This is a genomic window from Streptomyces sp. NPDC029164 (genome assembly GCF_055563995.1).
This window is the reverse complement of the sequence record NZ_JBVHWW010000027.1, coordinates 107,078-123,330: the sequence shown is the minus strand read 5'-3', so window position 1 is coordinate 123,330 and position 16,253 is coordinate 107,078. Positions and strand designations below refer to the sequence as shown.

General features: G+C 71.3%; 14 protein-coding genes. 6 read left to right on the top strand and 8 right to left on the bottom strand.

Translation table 11 applies throughout. The features are described 5' to 3' along the window. Positions 1–97: 97 nt before the first annotated feature. Entirely contained in the window at positions 98–2,656 is a 2,559-nt protein-coding gene (gene pepN / locus ACZ4VT_RS25370; RefSeq protein WP_467952935.1) for an aminopeptidase N, read from the bottom strand. A 139-nt stretch (positions 2,657–2,795) separates the two neighbouring features. On the opposite strand from pepN, the gene ACZ4VT_RS25365 reads away from it, so the two are divergent. Next, positions 2,796–3,440, top strand: a complete 645-nt coding sequence (locus ACZ4VT_RS25365) for a mycothiol-dependent nitroreductase Rv2466c family protein (RefSeq protein ID WP_362852633.1) — start codon at positions 2,796–2,798, stop codon at positions 3,438–3,440. Positions 3,441–3,591: 151 nt separating this feature from the next. Here ACZ4VT_RS25365 and ACZ4VT_RS25360 read toward each other — a convergent pair whose 3' ends face one another. Together ACZ4VT_RS25360 and ACZ4VT_RS25355 are read right to left on the bottom strand one after the other, a co-directional pair. Continuing rightward, complete coding sequence (locus ACZ4VT_RS25360; protein ID WP_467952933.1) at positions 3,592–4,248, bottom strand: superoxide dismutase; 657 nt, start codon at positions 4,246–4,248, stop codon at positions 3,592–3,594. Positions 4,249–4,408: 160 nt separating this feature from the next. Beyond that, positions 4,409–5,734, bottom strand: a complete 1,326-nt coding sequence (locus tag ACZ4VT_RS25355; protein ID WP_467952931.1) for an amino acid permease — start codon at positions 5,732–5,734, stop codon at positions 4,409–4,411. 268 nt (positions 5,735–6,002) lie between these two features. On the opposite strand from ACZ4VT_RS25355, the gene ACZ4VT_RS25350 reads away from it, so the two are divergent. Next, positions 6,003–6,785: an SDR family NAD(P)-dependent oxidoreductase gene (locus ACZ4VT_RS25350; protein ID WP_467952942.1), complete on the top strand. Its 783-nt coding sequence runs from the start codon at positions 6,003–6,005 to the stop codon at positions 6,783–6,785. Positions 6,786–6,857: 72 nt separating this feature from the next. On the opposite strand, the gene ACZ4VT_RS25345 is transcribed toward ACZ4VT_RS25350, so the two are convergent. Beyond that, entirely contained in the window at positions 6,858–8,255 is a 1,398-nt protein-coding gene (locus ACZ4VT_RS25345; protein ID WP_467952929.1) for an amino acid permease, read from the bottom strand. 286 nt (positions 8,256–8,541) lie between these two features. Here ACZ4VT_RS25345 and ACZ4VT_RS25340 point away from each other — a divergent pair, with 286 nt between their 5' ends. Next, entirely contained in the window at positions 8,542–9,126 is a 585-nt protein-coding gene (locus ACZ4VT_RS25340; RefSeq protein ID WP_467952927.1) for a biotin transporter BioY, read from the top strand. Positions 9,127–9,230: 104 nt separating this feature from the next. Here the strand turns inward: ACZ4VT_RS25340 and ACZ4VT_RS25335 are convergent, their stop codons facing one another. Beyond that, positions 9,231–10,664, bottom strand: a complete 1,434-nt coding sequence (locus ACZ4VT_RS25335; protein WP_467952925.1) for an amino acid permease — start codon at positions 10,662–10,664, stop codon at positions 9,231–9,233. Between the two features lie 219 nt (positions 10,665–10,883). On the opposite strand from ACZ4VT_RS25335, the gene ACZ4VT_RS25330 reads away from it, so the two are divergent. Together ACZ4VT_RS25330 and ACZ4VT_RS25325 are read left to right on the top strand one after the other, a co-directional pair. Beyond that, positions 10,884–11,369 (top strand): ribose-5-phosphate isomerase, encoded by a 486-nt coding sequence (locus ACZ4VT_RS25330; RefSeq protein ID WP_362815213.1) that lies wholly within the window; start codon positions 10,884–10,886, stop codon positions 11,367–11,369. A gap of 83 nt (positions 11,370–11,452) precedes the next feature. Then, complete coding sequence (locus ACZ4VT_RS25325) at positions 11,453–12,259, top strand: Fpg/Nei family DNA glycosylase (RefSeq protein ID WP_467952922.1); 807 nt, start codon at positions 11,453–11,455, stop codon at positions 12,257–12,259. A gap of 13 nt (positions 12,260–12,272) precedes the next feature. Here ACZ4VT_RS25325 and ACZ4VT_RS25320 read toward each other — a convergent pair whose 3' ends face one another. Then, positions 12,273–13,508: a GNAT family N-acetyltransferase gene (locus ACZ4VT_RS25320; RefSeq protein ID WP_467952920.1), complete on the bottom strand. Its 1,236-nt coding sequence runs from the start codon at positions 13,506–13,508 to the stop codon at positions 12,273–12,275. A 117-nt stretch (positions 13,509–13,625) separates the two neighbouring features. On the opposite strand from ACZ4VT_RS25320, the gene ACZ4VT_RS25315 reads away from it, so the two are divergent. After that, positions 13,626–14,768 (top strand): SpoIIE family protein phosphatase, encoded by a 1,143-nt coding sequence (locus ACZ4VT_RS25315; protein WP_467952918.1) that lies wholly within the window; start codon positions 13,626–13,628, stop codon positions 14,766–14,768. An 88-nt stretch (positions 14,769–14,856) separates the two neighbouring features. Here ACZ4VT_RS25315 and ACZ4VT_RS25310 read toward each other — a convergent pair whose 3' ends face one another. Together ACZ4VT_RS25310 and ACZ4VT_RS25305 are read right to left on the bottom strand one after the other, a co-directional pair. Next, a complete protein-coding gene (locus ACZ4VT_RS25310) occupies positions 14,857–15,459 on the bottom strand; it encodes an AAA family ATPase (protein WP_467952941.1) in 603 nt (200 codons plus the stop codon). Further along, on the bottom strand, positions 15,456–16,079 hold the full coding sequence (locus ACZ4VT_RS25305) for a DUF4232 domain-containing protein (protein WP_467952916.1): 624 nt from the start codon (positions 16,077–16,079) through the stop codon (positions 15,456–15,458). The genes ACZ4VT_RS25310 and ACZ4VT_RS25305 overlap by 4 nt, the downstream gene beginning before the upstream one ends. Positions 16,080–16,253 lie beyond the last annotated feature (174 nt).

The following is a 16,253-nucleotide window of genomic DNA, read 5'->3' as shown; positions in this document are numbered from 1 at the left end:
CCCCCCCCCCCCCCCCCCCCCCCCCCCCCCCCCCCCCCCCCCCCCCCCCCCCCCCCCCCCCCCCCCCCCCCCCCCCCCCCCCCCCCCCCCCCGCAGGCTAGTTGCCTGCCGTCGCGTCGCACCGCTGCGCGGCAAGGGCCCTGGCCAGGTCGTCGCGGGCTTCGACGACCAGACGGCGCAGCGCCGGCGGAGCCGAGACGTGCGCGGCGAGCCATGCGTCAGTGGCGTCGAGCGTGGCCGAGTCGCCCTGCAGCGACGGGTACAGACCTTTCACCACATCCATCGCGATCTGGATCGAGCGGTCCGCCCACACCCGCTCGATCACCTCGAAGTAGCGCCCCGCGTAAGCCGCCAGCAGGCCCCGCTGCGAGGACTGCTGCATGCCCGCGATCGTCGCCTCCACCAGCGCGTTGGACAGCGCGTCCGATTCGACGACCGCCGCCCACGCCTGGTCCTTCACGGCCTCCGACGGGCGCGCCGCCAGGCACCGCACCTGGTGCCGCTTGCCCGACGCCGTGTCGTCGCGCGCCAGTTCGGCGGCGAGCACCGCCTCGTCGACCACCCCGTGCGCGGCCAGCGGCAGCAGGAAGTCCCAGCGCAGCTCCTGGTCCACGTCCAGCCCGTCGATCCGCGCCGAGCCCTCCAGCAGCCCCAGCAGCAGCTGGAAGTCGCCCTCCGTGGCCGCGCTCGCCGCGAAGAAGCGGGCCCAGGTCAGCTGGTGCTCCGACCCCGGCGCCGCCAGCCGCAGCTCGTGCAGCGCACCCGCCGCCAGGTCCCGGCCGCCCTGCTCGCGCCAGTCCGGTGCCGCGTAGTGGGTGACCGAGGTCAGGGCCTGCGCGTGCAACTGCTGCAGGACGCCGACGTCCGTCTCCCGGCCCGCGTGCGCCAGGACCAGCTGGACGAAGTCGCGCGCCGGCATCAGGCCGTCCCGCGTCAGGTTCCACAGCGCCGACCAGCTGAGCGCGCGGGCGAGCGGGTCGGTCAGGTCGCCCAGGTGGGCCCGCAGCGTGGCCAGCGAGCCCTCGTCGAAACGGATCTTGCAGTAGGTGAGGTCCTCGTCGTTGACCAGGACCAGGTCGGGCCGCTCCGTGCCCGCCAGCTCGGCGATCACGGTCCGCGCGCCCGAGACGTCCGCGTCGGCCCGCGCGTAGCGGACCAGCGATCCGTCGGACTCCAGCCGGTACAGGCCCACCGCGACCCGGTGCGGCCGCAGCTCGTCGCCCTCCTGCACGACCGCCAGCTCCGTCACGCGCCCGCCGGCGTCGTACGTCACCACCGGGGCGAGGGCGTTCACGCCCGCCGTCTGCAGCCACGCCCGCGACCACTCGGCCATGTCCCGCCCGGAGACCTCGGCGAGCACCGACAGCAGGTCGTCCAGGGTGGTGTTCCCGTACGCGTTGGCCTTGAAGTACCGCCGCGCGCCCTCCAGGAACGCCTCCCGGCCCACGTACGCCACGAGCTGCTTCAGCACCGCCGCGCCCTTGGCGTAGGTGATGCCGTCGAAGTTCAGCTTCGCGTCCTCCAGGTCACGGATGTCGGCCGTGATCGGGTGCGTGGACGGCAGCTGGTCGGCGCGGTAGGCCCACGCCTTGCGGTTGTTGGCGAAGGTGACCCACGCCTGGTCGAAGCGGGTGGCCTCGACGAGCCCGAAGGAGCCCATGAAGTCCGCGAAGGACTCCTTCAGCCACAGGTCGTCCCACCACTTCATGGTGACGAGGTCGCCGAACCACATGTGGGCCATCTCGTGCAGGATGACGTTCGCGCGCCGCTCGTACGAGGCCTGCGTGACCTTGCCGCGGAAGATGTACTCCTCCCGGAAGGTCACCATCCCCGGGTTCTCCATCGCGCCCAGGTTGTACTCCGGCACGAAGGCCTGGTCGTACTTCCCGAAGGGGTACGGGTAGTCGAAGATCTCGTGGAAGAGGTCGAAGCCCTGCTTGGTGACCAGGAAGACGTCGTCCGCGTCGAAGTGCTTCGCCAGGCCCTTGCGGCACATCGCGCCCAGCGGGATGGTCAGGTCCCCGCGCGTGTAGGTGTCCGTGACGTAGTGGTAGGGGCCCGCCACCACGCACGTGATGTACGTGGAGATCGGCTGGGTCTCGGCGAACCGCCAGACCCCGGCCTCCCGCGACTCCTCCGCGCCGTTGCTCCACACCTGCCAGCCCTCGGGGGCGGCCACCTCGAAGCGGTAGGGCGCCTTCAGGTCGGGCTGCTCGAAGTTCGCGTACACCCGCCGCGCGTCGGCCGGCTCGTACTGGGTGTAGAGGTAGACCTCGCCGTCCTCCGGGTCCACGAAGCGGTGGAGGCCCTCGCCGGTCCGGCTGTACGCGCAGTTCGCGTCCACCACCAGGACGTTCTCGGCGGCCAGGCCGTCCAGAGCGATCCGCGCCCCGTCGAACACGGCGGCCACCTCCAGCGGCCGCCCGTTCAGGGTCACGGCGTTCACCGAGGGGGCGATCAGGTCCGCGAAGGTGGAGCTGCCGGCGGCCGCGGCCCGGAAGCGGATCGTCGTCACCGAACGGAAGGTCCGTGGGCCCTCGGCCGGTTCGGCCTCGTCCACCGCGGACGTGATGTCGAGGACCACCTCGTACCCGTCGACGGACAGCAGTTCGGCCCGCTCACGGGCCTCGTCGCGGGACAGATTCTCACCGGGCACGTGCACTCCTTCGTGCGTGATCGCGTTCTTGTGTCGAATCCTCGCACGAGGGGAATGCGTGCGGCGGCGTCCTGGTTGGCCTCGGAGAACATGCGCCAGTGATGCCCTTTTTCCGACTGAGACGAGACCGAGGAGAGACATGACCGAGACCCAGGTGCGCGAGAAGACCCCGGTCGACTTCTGGTTCGACCCGCTCTGCCCTTGGGCCTGGATGACGTCCCGCTGGATGGTCGAGGTCGAGAAGGTCCGCGACGTCGAGGTCCGCTGGCACGTGATGAGCCTTGCCGTTCTCAACGAGAACAAGCTCGACGAGCTGCCCGAGACCTACCGCGAGCTGCTCGGCCCCAAGGGCTGGGCTCCGGTGCGCGTGGTGATAGCGGCCCAGCAGAAGCACGGTGAGGAGGTCACCGGCAAGCTGTACACCGCGCTCGGCACCCGCATCCACAACGACGAGAAGGGCCCGACCCGCGAGGTGATCGCCGAGGCGCTGGCCGAGGTCGGCCTGCCGGCCGAGCTGCTCGCGTACGCCGACTCGGACGAGTACGACGAGGTGCTGCGGGCCTCCCACAACGACGGCATCGACCGCGTGGGCCAGGAGGTCGGCACCCCGGTGATCTCCGTTCCGGGCGCCGAGGGCGACGTGGCCTTCTTCGGCCCGGTCGTCACCCCGACCCCGCGCGGCGACGCCGCCGCCCGGCTGTGGGACGGCACCCTGCTCGTCGCCTCCACCCCGGGCTTCTACGAGATCAAGCGGACCCGCACCAAGGGCCCGTCGTTCGAGTAGGACCTGCCGGTACGCACAGAAGACCCCCGCGAGTCACGTCCTCGCGGGGGTCTTCCGCTCTACATGCCCCGCAGGTGATGTTTGAGAAGACGATCACGAGGCTGGGGGCACCTCCCGGCCGAAGGCTGGGGGAGGGCTTTGCGGTGTGCGATCAGCCCTTGGCGGGGATCAGCAGCGGGGTGTTCGCCTTGGCGTCGGCGTAGCGCCTGGCCACGTCCTGCCAGTTGACGACGTTCCACATCGCCTCGATGAAGTCCACCTTCTGGTTCTTGTACTGCAGGTAGAAGGCGTGCTCCCAGGCGTCGAAGACCAGGATCGGGGTGCTGGCCACGCCCACGTTGCCCTGGTGGTCGTAGACCTGCTCGACGACCAGGCGGCCGCTGACGGGCTCGTACGCGAGCACGCCCCAGCCGGAGCCCTGGGTGGCGGAGGAGGCGAAGGTCAGCTGCTTCTTGAACTTCGCGAAGGAGCCGAAGGACTCGGTGATCGCGTCGGTCAGGTCGCCCAGGCCGTCGGCCGCCGTGGGCTCGCCGCCGCCCTCACCGGTCTTCGGGCTGGCCATGTTGTGCCAGTAGATGCTGTGCAGGATGTGGCCGGAGAGGTGGAACGCGAGGTTCTTCTCGAGGCCGTTGAGCGCGCCCCAGTTCTCCTTGTCGCGCGCCTCCGCCAGCTGTTCCAGCGTGTTGTTGGCGCCCGTGACGTAGGCCGCGTGGTGCTTGTCGTGGTGCAGCTCGATGATCTGCGGGTTGATCACCGGCTCCAGCGCCGCGTAGTCGTACGGAAGATCAGGAAGCGTGTAGATGGCCATGCGTGTGATCCGGTCCCCTCGGCGTGCCAATCCCTTATTGCAATCAATGTGCAACTGCACGCTAGCAGTATCTATTCCGCCTCACACGTAAGGGTTGCCTCTGTACAACACAGGTGGGGCCCGTGCGAACGCACGGGGCCCACCTGTGGTCGAGGAGCCGTCAGCGGGTGGCGGCCGCCCGGCGCCGCACGGCACGGTTCTGCATGACCCGGCCGGTCACCGCGAGGGCGACGGTCAGCCCGCCGGTGAAGACCACCTGGACCCGGGTGTCCTCGCCCAGTGCCATCAGGACCAGCACCCCCGCCACCCCGGCCAGGGCCACCCAGGTCAGGTACGGGAAGCCCCACATCTTCACGACGAGCTTCTCGGGGGCCTTCCGCTCCAGCCGCCGGCGCAGCACGAACTGCGAGACCGCGATGAAGCCCCAGACGATCAGGATGACCCCGCCGACCATGTTCAGCAGCCAGGCGAACAGGGTGTCCGGGTACCAGTACGAGAGCAGCACGGTGACGAAGCCGAAGCCGCAGGAGGCGAGCACCGCCCGGCGCGGCACCCCGCCGGAGACCTTGCCCAGCGCCTTGGGGCCCTGGCCGCGGGAGACGAGGGAGTAGGCCATGCGCGAGGAGCCGTAGATGTTGGCGTTCATCGCGGACATCAGGGCGATCAGGATGACCACGTTCATGATCTCGCCGGCGGCCGGGATGCCCAGGTGGCTCAGGGTGGCGGCGTACGGGCCGTCCGCCGTGACGGCCGGGTCGTTCCACGGCAGCAGGGTGACGATGACCAGCATGGAGCCGACGTAGACGATCGCGATCCGCCACATGGTGGTCCGCACGGCCTTGGCCACGCCCGCCACGGGGTTCTCGGACTCGGCGGCCGCGATGGTCACCGTCTCCAGCCCGCCGTACGCGACGACCGAGGCCAGCAGTCCGACCAGCAGGCCGTCCACGCCGTGGGGCAGCAGGCCGCCGTCGTGGAGCAGGTTGGCGGTACCGGGGGAGGAGGTGCCGGGCAGCAGGCCGAGGACGGCCAGGACGCCCAGGCCCAGGAAGAGCCCGATCGCGCCGATCTTGAGGGCGGCGAACCAGAACTCGAACTCGCCGAAGTTCGAGACGGCGGCCAGGTTCGAGCCGCAGAACACCGCCATGAAGACGAGCACCCACACCCAGGACGGGGTGCCCGGGAACCAGCCCGTCATGATGTGCGCCGCGCCGATGGCCTCGATGGCCACGCCCACGCACAGCAGGATCCAGAACATCCAGCCGGCGGTGAATCCGGCCCACGGGCCGATCGCCCGCTCCGCGTGGACCGAGAAGGACCCGGAGGCGGGGTTGGCGGCGGACATCTCGCCGAGCATCCGCATCACGAACATCACGAGCAGCCCGGACGCGGCGTACGCGAGCACGATCGAGGGGCCGGCGGCGGCGATGCCGGCCCCGGAGCCGACGAAGAGCCCGGCGCCGATCACCCCGCCGAGGGCGATCATCGAGAGGTGGCGCTGCTTGAGCCTTGCCGAGGGGGGATCCGGCGTCGGTCCGCGGCGGTTCGGGGGGTGTCAGGGTGCTCTGACTCATGGGGGTGTGCCTGTCCGGTGTGCGGGGGGACGTGATGAGGTGCCCCAGTCTCACTTCTGTCCGATCTTCGGAAGATCGACGTCCGATATGCGGACAGCCGGATGACCGGCCGTGATCATCCCCGTACGCTGCCGACAGGACGAGGGTGACGCGACGACAGGGGGACCGGTGGACGAACGAATGGACCACGGCATACGGGAACTGGCCGCCACGGGCCGGGGGGTGCTCGTCACCGGGGCCTCACGGGGCATCGGGCGGGCCATCGCCACGGCCTTCGCCGAGCGGGGCGACAGGGTGGCGGTGCACTGCACGGTCCGGCAACCGGACGCCGAGCGCACCCTCGCGGACCTGCCGGGCGAGGGCCACGTCCTCGTCAGCGGCGACCTCGCCGACCCGGCACGCGCCGAAGCCCTCGCGGCCGAGACCGAGGAGGCGCTCGGCGGCATCGACGTCCTCGTGAACAACGCCGCCGTGATGGTCCCGCACCCGCTGCCCACGACCTCGTACGCCGACTGGCAGGAGGCCTGGCGGCAGACGGCCGCCGTGAACCTCTTCGCCCCGGCCAACCTCACCCACCGCGTCACCCACCACATGATCGCCGGCCGGCGGGAGGGCCGCGTCGTCAACATCGGCTCGCGCGGGGCGTTCCGCGGCGAGCCCGACCACCCCGCCTACGGCGCCACCAAGGCAGCCCTGCACGCACTCGGCCAGTCCCTCGCCGTCTCCCTGGCCCCGCACGGCATCGCCGTGGCCTCAGTGGCGCCCGGTTTCGTGGCCACTGAGCGGGTCGCCGGGCGGCTCGAAGGGAAGGAGGGTGAGCTGATCCGGGCGCAGAGCCCCTTCGGCCGGGTCGGCACCCCGCAGGAGGTCGCCGCCGCCGTGCTGCACTTGGCCTCGCCCGCCGCGCGCTGGAGCTCGGGCACCGTGCTCGACGTCAACGGAGCCTCGTACCTGCGCACCTGACGCGCGAAGGCCCCCCGCGCCGGGTGCGCGGGGGGCCTTCGCACGGGTCTTGAGCCGTGGGCTGCTGGCCGGTCAGGGCTTCGTGGTGCGCCGCTCCCGTACGAAGGCCACCACGAGGACGAGGACCGCCGCGCCCGTGGACCACAGGAGCTGCGGCCGGGCCGAGTCGTCGAACAGCATCAGGACCAGCACCGCCGCCATCCCGATCAGCGCCGCCCAGGTCGCGTACGGGAACAGCCACATCGGCAGGGTCAGCCGCTCCGGCATGTCCCGCTCGATGATCCGGCGCAGCCTCAGCTGGGAGACCGCGATCAGCGCCCACACGAACAGCAGCACCGCGCCGACCGCGTTGAGCATGTAGAGGAAGATCGTGTCCGGCCACAGCAGGTTCAGCACCACCGACACGAAGCCGAAGGCCACCGAGGCGAACACCGCGCGCCGCGGCACGCCGCCGCCCGACACCTTCAGCAGCGACTTCGGCGCCTCACCGCGCTCGGCCAGCGAGAACACCATGCGCGAGGACCCGTACAGGTTCGCGTTCAGCGCCGACAGCAGGGCCACGAACACCACGACGTTCATGATCTGACCGGCCCCCGGGATGCCGATCGAGTCGAGGACGGCCACGTACGGGCTCTGGCCCGGCTCCAGCGAGTCCCACGGCAGCAGGGTCACGATGACCAGCATCGAGCCGACGTAGAAGAAGAGGATGCGCCACACCGCGCTGCGCACCGCCCGGGACACCGAGCGCGCCGGGTCGTCCGACTCGGCGGCCGCGATGGTGACGACCTCCAGGCCGCCGAAGGCGAAGATCACGGCGAGCATGCCGGCGATCACTCCGCCGAAGCCCTCGGGGAAGAAGCCGCCGTGGCCGGTGAGGTTGGCCATGCCGACCGGATCGGTGTCCGGGAGGACGCCGAAGATCGCGAGGGTGGCGAGGATCAGGAAGAGCACGATCGCGCCGACCTTGAGGGCCGCGAACCAGAACTCGAACTCGCCGAAGTTCTTCACCGCGGCCAGGTTGCTCACGGTGAAGACCACCATGAAGAGCAGCACCCAGACCCATTGGTCGACGGCGGGCACCCAGCCGTTGGCGATCTTCGCCGCGCCGGTGGCCTCCACCGCCAGCACCACGACCAGCAGGAACCAGTACAGCCAGCCCGCCGAGAAACCGGCCCAGCGGCCGAGCGCCTTCTCCGCGTAGACCGAGAAGGAGCCGGAGGCGGGCATCGCGGCCGACATCTCGCCCAGCGCCCGCATCACCAGCATCGCGAGGACGCCCGCGAGCAGGTAGGAGCAGATGATCGCGGGACCGGCGATGCCGATGCCGGCTCCGGAGCCGACGAACAGACCGGCGCCGATCACGCCGCCCAGACCCAGCATGGTCAGGTGGCGCTGCTTGAGGCTGTGGCTCAGCGGTTCCGCGGGCAGGTCGCCCGTCGTGGGAGGTGCGTCGTGCAGGGGCTCACGCATGAGGGGTGCTCGTACTCTCGTTCGGCCCAGCGGTGGTGGGGGCTCCGCAACTGGATTGGCGGGACCCCACAGTCTCACTGAGCGGCGACCGTCCGTGCAAAACGGACGTGTTGTCAGATGTTCCTCGTGATGAGGATCACGCCGGCGTGATGGAGGAGGGCGGGCTTTGTCTGATCCCCACCAATCGAGGGAGTGGGGCTTTGTCCCGGGCAGCGGTGGGGCGGCGCGGGGCCGCGGACTAACGTCGGTGATCGTCCTGCCCCCACCCCCTCCCGCGGAGCCCCTCATGAGCACTGCTTCCGTCTCCCTCCGGCCCGGCGCCGTCCTCGCCGATCTGCTGCCCGCGAGCCGCGTCCGCGACATCGCGCTCGTCGCCGGCGGCGCCGCGCTGACCGGGCTGGCCGCCCAGGTCTCCGTCCACGTCGACGGCCTGGCCGCGCCGATCACCGGTCAGACCTTCGCCGCGCTGCTCGTCGGCACCGCGCTCGGCGCCGGCCGCGGCTTCCTCTCGCTCGCCCTCTACACCCTGGTCGGCATGGCGGGCGTGCCGTGGTTCGCGGACGGGGCCTCCGGCTCGGGCGGCGCGACCTTCGGGTACGTGCTCGGCATGCTGCTGGCCTCCACCCTCGTCGGCGCCCTCGCCCGGCGCGGCGCCGACCGCTCGGTCCTGCTCATGGCCGGCGCGATGGTGCTCGGCTCGGCCGTGATCTACGCGGTGGGCGTGCCGTACCTGATGGCCGTCACCGGGATGTCCCTCGGTGTCGCCGTCGCCAAGGGTCTGGTCCCGTTCCTGATCGGCGACGCGCTCAAGGCCGCGCTGGCCATGGGCGTCCTGCCGGCCGCCTGGAAGCTGGTCGGCCGCCGCGGCTGAGCAGTCCCCGGCCGAGCAGTCCCCGGCTGTGCGGTCCCCGAACGCGCCGGAGCCCGGCCCGCCTGATGAAGGCGGGCCGGGCTCCGGCGTATCTGCACGTGCGATCAGCCCTGCAGGGCCCGCTTGCGGCGGAAGTCCAGGACCACACCGACGAGCACGACGACACCGGCGACCAGCGTGGACAGGGTGACGACCTCGCGGTTGGCGTCGTCCACGAACATGTAGCCGATCACGAACATGATCAGTGCGGCGGTGGCCCAGGTCAGCCACGGGAAGAGCCACATCTTCACGGTCAGCTTCTCCGGGGCCTCGCGGACCAGGATGCCGCGCATCTTCAGCTGGGTGAAGCAGATCACCAGCCAGACGAAGAGCGCGATGGCACCCGAGGAGTTCAGCAGGAAGTTGAAGACCGTGTCCTTGAAGGCGTAGTTGAAGTAGACGGCGACGAAGCCGAAGACCGTGGAGCCCAGGATCGCGGCGACCGGCACACCGTTCTTGTTGACCTTGGCGAACGCCTTGGGGGCGTCACCGCGCTCACCGAGCGAGAAGGCCATGCGGGAGGCGGTGTAGAGGCCCGAGTTCAGGCAGGACAGCACGGCGGTCAGGACGATGACCTCCATGATCGTGCCGGCGTGCGCGATGCCGATCGAGTCCAGGGCGGCGACGTACGAGCCCTTCTCGGTGATCGACTTGTCGTTCCACGGGAGCAGGGTCAGCACGATGAAGATCGAGCCGAGGTAGAAGACGCCGATCCGCCAGATGACGGAGTTGGTGGCCCGGGTGACCGCCTTGCGGGGGTTCTCCGACTCGCCGGCCGCCAGGGTGACGATCTCGCTGCCCATGAAGGAGAAGACGACCATCAGCACACCGGTGAGGACCGCGCCGTAGCCGTTGGGGAAGAACCCGCCCGCGTCGGTGAGGTGCGCGAAGCCCGCGCCCGGGTTGTCCGAGCCCGGCAGCAGGCCGAAGACGGCCAGCATGCCGACGATCACGAACGCGCCGATGGCGACGACCTTGATGCCCGCGAACCAGAACTCGAACTCACCGTAGGAGGCGACCGAGCCGAGGTTGGTGACGGTCAGGACCGCCATCACGATCAGCGCCCAGCCCCACTGCGGGACGGCCGGGATCCAGCTCTCCAGGATGGCGGCACCGGCGGTGGCCTCCACCGCGAGCACGACGACCCAGAAGAACCAGTAGAGCCAGCCGATGGAGAAGCCGGCCCAGCGGCCGAGCGCGCGGTCGGCGTAGGCCGAGAAGGAGCCCGAGTTCGGACTGGCGGCGGCCATCTCGCCCAGCATCCGCATCACGAAGACGACCATCGCGCCGACCAGCGCGTAGGAGATCAGGATGGCGGGACCGGCCTTGGCGATGCCGCCACCGGAGCCGACGAAGAGGCCGGCGCCGATGACGCCGCCGATGGCGATCATGGACAGGTGGCGGTTCTTGAGACCGGCCTTCAGACCGTCGGAGGGCTGGCCCTCACCGGGGTTACCGGTGGGGTTGCCTTCCTTCTGGAGGGTCGTCGTGGAGCTCATGGACGGATCCTTAGGTTCTCGGGTTGCGAGCCCCGGCATTCAAACCTGAGATGAACGCAGGACGGAAGACCTCAATCCGGATCGTTGCGTTTGGACGAACGTCCCGGACCAACGTCCTGCCGTGTCCCATCTGCGCTCTTTGGGTTTACTTGAGCTTTAGAAGTGACTTACGCGACACCCCCTGCGGGTCGTCCGAGCCCTTCGTGCCACACTCGTCCCATGCGCGTGTACCTCGGATCCGACCATGCCGGCTTTGAGCTCAAGAACCACCTGGTGGACTGGCTCAAGAACAACGGCCACGAGCCCGTCGACTGTGGGCCCCACATCTACGACGCGGTGGACGACTACCCGCCGTTCTGCCTCCGCGCCGCGGAGAAGACCGCCGCGGACGCCGGCAGCCTCGGCATCGTGATCGGCGGCTCCGGCAACGGCGAGCAGATCGCCGCGAACAAGGTCAAGGGCATCCGCGCCATCCTCGCGTGGAGCGTCCAGACCGCCGAGCTGGGCCGCGAGCACAACAACGCCAACGTCATCTCCGTCGGCGGCCGCATGCACACCCAGGAAGAGGTCGTCAGCTTCGTCGACGCCTTCCTGAAGACCCCGTACTCCGACGAGGAGCGGCACACCCGCCGCATCGACATGCTCTCCGCCTACGAGCAGACCGGCGAGCTCCCCCCGATTCCGGCCCACCACCCGCAGGGCTGATCCCGCTTCCGGCCGTGCCGCTCCCTCCGGGGGGTGGCACGGCCTTTTCATTCTTCTCAGGTCATTCTTCTCAGGAGTCCGCCGTGCCCGAGGGGCATACGATCCACCGCCTCGCCCAGGACCACACCGAGCGGTTCGCCGCCCGCCCGGTCCGCGTGAGCAGCCCCCAGGGCCGCTTCGCCGAGAGCGCGGCCCTGCTCGACGGGCGCGCACTGGAGAGCGCGGAAGCGCACGGCAAGCACCTCTTCCTCGAACTGGGCGACGCGTGGATCCACGTCCACCTCGGACTCTTCGGCAAGCTCGGCTTCGGCCCCGCCCCGGCGCCGCCCGCGACCGACACGGTCCGGCTGCGGCTGCTGAACGAGGAGCACTACGCCGACCTGCGCGGGCCCACCGCCTGCGCGCTGATCGGCGAGGGCGAGAAGAAGGCGATACACGAACGGCTCGGCCCCGACCCGCTGCGGCCGGACGACGACCCCGACCGGGCATGGAAGCGGATCTCCCGCTCCCGCACCACCGTCGCCGCCCTGCTGATGGACCAGAAGATCGTCGCGGGCGTCGGCAACGTCTACCGCGCCGAGGTCCTCTTCCGGCACGGCATCGACCCGTACCGCGCGGGCAAGGACCTCACCCGGGCCGAATGGGACGCCATGTGGGCGGACCTGGCCGCCCTCATGCGCGAGGGCGTACGGAACAACCGCATCGACACCGTCCGCGACGAGCACCTGCCCGAGGCGATGGGCCGACCGCCGCGGGTGGACGACCACGGCGGCGAGGTGTACGTCTACCGCAGGGCGAACATGCCCTGCCACATCTGCGGGGGCGAGATCCGCACCGCCGATCTCGCCGCCCGCAACCTCTTCTGGTGCCCGGCCTGCCAGCAGCGCTAGGCCCCGTCCGGACCTAGAAGCCGTGCGGCAGCCACGGGGCCACGTCCCCGGCGAAGGCGCGTGAGGCCTCCGTCAGCGCGCCCGGGCGCAGCTCGCGCACGAAGCCGGCCGCGGCGAGCGAGACGAGGGTGGCCCCGCCCAGGTACGCCGAGCCGAGCTCCCGGACCGACAGCTCCAGGTCCGCCGGCTCCTCGGTCCGCGTGCAGCGGGCGGCGCCCTTGGCGTCGGCGACCAGCCGCCACCGCCCCGCGTTCCACGGGCAGAAGACGTCCTCGACCTCCACGACCACGTCCATCGGAGCCCCGTACGTCCGCGCCTCCAGCGCCGCCGCCAGATCCACCAGCCGTACGTGCAGCGAGTCCCGGACCCGCGGCTGCGACCGCCGTATGTCCGTGACCAGGTGCAGCACCGGATCGTCCACCGGCCGCCGGGACGCCCGTACGCTCCAGGTCAGGTCGATCGAGAAGAGGAAGCGCCACAGCGCCGCGCACGCCGCCGGATCCAGCGCGTCGAGGTCGCTCACCTCGACCTTGCCGTCCGAGCCGGACCGGCTCCAGTCGGCCTTCACCCGGTAGCGCGCGTACCCGACCACCTCGCCGTCCGCCCGCTCGGCGACCACGCACTTCAGCGGTGACGCACCGGAGCGCATCCCGGGCGGGTCCAGCAGCGCCTGCCCCTCCCAGCCCGGCTGCCGGGCCGTCATGCCCGGCCGCCGCGGGACCAGCGCCGCGTACACCCGCTCGCAGTCGGCCAGCGCCGCCGACGGGTCGACGAGGCGCAGCCGCACCTCGTCCGTCCCCGGCGGCACGGAGAGCCGTACCCGGGTCGTGTCGATGTCCACTTCCAGGGCGTACGTCGCGGTGCCGTAACCGAACCGCCCGTAGATCGCCGGATCCGAGGCCGTCAGCACGGCGATCGGCTCGCCACCCGCCCGGATGTCGTCCAGTTGCCGCCGCATCAGGGAGCTGAGCACCCCGCGCCGGCGGTGGGTGGGGGAGACGCCCACCATCGTGACCCCGGCCGCGGGGACGACCGCCCCGCCCGGGACGGAGAGCCGGAAGCTGAAGGCGCCGGCCGAGCCGACGCACGCGGCGCCGTCCCAGACACCGAGCGAGCGCTCCGCTTCCGTCAGCGCCCTGTAGAGGTTCCGCTCTTCGGGGGATTCGGGCACACCACCGAACGCCAGTTCCAGGTGGTCGTACCAGACATCCCACTCATCAGCCTGTAATACGCGCATCTCAAGAGCCATACGGCCATCCCTATCAGGGCATTCCGTCCCGGTCGAAGTGTTTTCGGGCGCCGACGGGCCCCGGGTCCGGGGGTACCCCTGCGCATCCACAGCCAGGATGGATAGGGTCCCGGAGCAATGGCCGGAGCACGCGTGGAATCCCTCATGGCCCGGATGCGCATGCTGTCGCACCGGGGCCGCACCGCCCTGCGCAAATCGGCGGTCGACTACTTTCGCGGCGACGCCTCCGACTGGCTCGCCTTCGCCGGGCTGCTCCTGACCGTCCCCGCCATCGCCTGCGGCACGATGATGCTGCCCGTCTGGTTCTCGCCCTCGGCGCTCGTCCTGCCGATCGTGGCCGGCGGGCTGCTGCTGCGCCCCGCCAGCCTGCTCGGCCTGTACGCCGCCTCCGCGGCCGCGCTGATCGTCGAGGCCGTCGTGCTCGGCCCCTACACCCAGGGCCCGGCGCGCGTCACCCCCGGAACCGTCCTCGTCGTCGCCGCCTGTGGGTTCTTCGGACTGGTCATCGCCCAGTTCCGCAGCCGCGTCGGCGTGCCCTGGCGACGCGGCGGCACCATGCTCTTCGACCTGCGCGAGCGGATCCGCGTCCAGAGCAAACTGCCCGGCCTGCCGCGCGGCTGGCACCGCGAGATGGCCCTGCGCCCGGCCGGCGGCCAGTCCTTCTCCGGCGACTTCGTCGTCGCCGCCCGCACCAACGGCGGCCGCACCCTGGAGATCGTCCTGACCGACGTCTCCGGCAAGGGCATGGAAGCGGGCTCCCGCGCCCTCCTCCTCTCCGGAGCCTTCGGCGGCCTCCTCGGCGCCCTCCCCCCGCACGGCTTCCTGCCCGCCGCCAACGGCTACCTGCTCCGCCAGGACTGGGACGAGGGCTTCGCCACCTCCATCCACCTGGTCCTCGACCTGGAGACCGGCGACTACGAACTCCTCTCGGCCGGCCACCTCCCCGCCCTCCAGCTCTCCGCGGGCACCGGCCGCTGGCAGGAGAAGTCCGGCGAGGGCCCGCTGCTCGGTGTCTACGACGGCGCCGAATTCATCCCCGCCCGCGGCAACCTCCGCCCCGGCGACGTCCTGATGCTCTTCACCGACGGCCTCGTCGAGACCTCCGACCGCGAGCTCAGCGAGGGCATCGACCGCCTCACCGGCGAGGCCGACCGCTACGTCGCCGCCGGCTGGGAGGGCGCCGCCTGGCACCTCATCGAGAAGGTCGCCAAGGACGTCAACGACGACCGCGCCCTGCTCCTCATCCGCCGCTCCGCCTGAACGGAGTGGGGTATGCCCCACCCCGCCGAGCCCTCTCCAGCCTCGCCGGCGTTTGAGGGTGGGGTGCGGGGCGGAGCCCCGGCACCGGCTAGCCGAAGCGGATGTGTTGTACGCCGATCAGCGCGCGCCGGACCCGCCCCCGCAACGGCCCGTCGGTGTTCGGCGCAAGGTCCAGGCCCGCGGCACCGGCCACACGCTCGGCGACCTCGGACACGGTCAGCCGATCAGTCGTCACGTGCTGCGCGAACTCGGGCGCGCGCAGCGCCTCCAGGCACCCGTCCAGCCGGGCCACCGCGAAGCTCTCCCGCTTCAGCCCGCGGCCCAGCCCCCGCTCCCGCAGCCGCCGCAGCACCGTCTCCCGCTGCGCCAGCAGCGCGAAATGCCGTACGTCGTGCCCCTCTTCGCGCAGCCGTCCCACGGTCTGAGCGAAATAGACCGGCTCCGTGACCGTCATCGGCACCAGCACCACGCCCGGATGCCGCCGCGCCGCGAGGTCCAGTACCTCGAACACTCCCTGGCGCCAGGCAGGAAGGTCCTGGAAATCGCCGCGCAGCGCGGGCGGCAGCATCCGGTGGAGCCCAAACCCGACGTGCTCGGGATCGCACACGACGCTTCCCGGCAGCCGCCGGTGCACCTCGTACGCCGTCTGGGTCTTGCCGCCCCCGAAGGGCCCGTTGAGCCAGACGATCACCGGGTCACCGCCGTCCACGGGCCGATCCCGAGCTTCCCGGTGTTCCCGAGGTCGAACGGCCGGGCCAGCCGCAGCCACAGCCGGGGCGCTCCGGGGCGGGGCGCGATCTCCAGCACCGGCACCGTCGTGGCCGTCACGGTCGCGTCGGTGACGAGGTTGCGCCACACCACCGACCACGACGCGGCCTGTCCCGGCGCCAGCGTCACCCGCTTCGGGGCCGCCTCGATGTTCGGCACGCCCGTGGTGATGCCCTCCGCGCCGTGCTCCACCGTGACCTCCAGCGGATCGTTGCGGCTGTCCCGCAGCGACACCTCCGGGTAGCCCTCCAGTACGTAGGGCTCCGTACCGCAGTTGACCAGCTGGAAGCCCTCCACCCGCAGCCCCATCGCCGCGTCCCCGCCCGTCTCGACGAGCCGGACCCCACCCTCGGGGCACTTGCCGTCAGGGGCGGGCGAGTTCCGGTCCGGCCTCGCCTCGGTGTCGTGCCGCGTGGGTCTGGCCTGCGGCCCGGAGGTCGGCCCCGGCGCGGCCCGCGGCGCCGGCGGCGTACTGCACCCCGCCAGCACCCCCGCGACGACAACGCCCCCGACAACGCCACCCATCCACCGCTTCGCGATCATCCGCCGACCCTACGACGCACCACCCCAGAGGCCGCACAAACCCTCCCCTCCCACTGCCCACCCGTTCCGGCGGGGCCGGGCATGTGCCGGGGCGATCCCCACAGGGCGCCAAACGCCCTGGCCCACCCTCCCCCCCCAGCGGGTTCCGGCGGGAGCCTCCGACCCCCGGGGTCG

What these genes read in the sequence shown, in the direction of transcription:
- ACZ4VT_RS25345 (WP_467952929.1), bottom strand. Translation starts at nt 8,255, where the DNA reads ATGCGTGAGCCCCTGCACGACGCACCTCCCACGACGGGCGACCTGCCC.
- ACZ4VT_RS25330 (WP_362815213.1), top strand. Translation starts at nt 10,884, where the DNA reads ATGCGCGTGTACCTCGGATCCGACCATGCCGGCTTTGAGCTCAAGAAC.
- ACZ4VT_RS25355 (WP_467952931.1), bottom strand. Translation starts at nt 5,734, where the DNA reads ATGATCGCCCTCGGCGGGGTGATCGGCGCCGGGCTCTTCGTCGGCTCC.
- ACZ4VT_RS25320 (WP_467952920.1), bottom strand. Translation starts at nt 13,508, where the DNA reads ATGGCTCTTGAGATGCGCGTATTACAGGCTGATGAGTGGGATGTCTGG.
- ACZ4VT_RS25335 (WP_467952925.1), bottom strand. Translation starts at nt 10,664, where the DNA reads ATGAGCTCCACGACGACCCTCCAGAAGGAAGGCAACCCCACCGGTAAC.
- ACZ4VT_RS25305 (WP_467952916.1), bottom strand. Translation starts at nt 16,079, where the DNA reads ATGATCGCGAAGCGGTGGATGGGTGGCGTTGTCGGGGGCGTTGTCGTC.
- ACZ4VT_RS25315 (WP_467952918.1), top strand. Translation starts at nt 13,626, where the DNA reads ATGGCCGGAGCACGCGTGGAATCCCTCATGGCCCGGATGCGCATGCTG.
- ACZ4VT_RS25365 (WP_362852633.1), top strand. Translation starts at nt 2,796, where the DNA reads ATGACCGAGACCCAGGTGCGCGAGAAGACCCCGGTCGACTTCTGGTTC.
- ACZ4VT_RS25350 (WP_467952942.1), top strand. Translation starts at nt 6,003, where the DNA reads ATGGACCACGGCATACGGGAACTGGCCGCCACGGGCCGGGGGGTGCTC.
- ACZ4VT_RS25340 (WP_467952927.1), top strand. Translation starts at nt 8,542, where the DNA reads ATGAGCACTGCTTCCGTCTCCCTCCGGCCCGGCGCCGTCCTCGCCGAT.
- ACZ4VT_RS25360 (WP_467952933.1), bottom strand. Translation starts at nt 4,248, where the DNA reads ATGGCCATCTACACGCTTCCTGATCTTCCGTACGACTACGCGGCGCTG.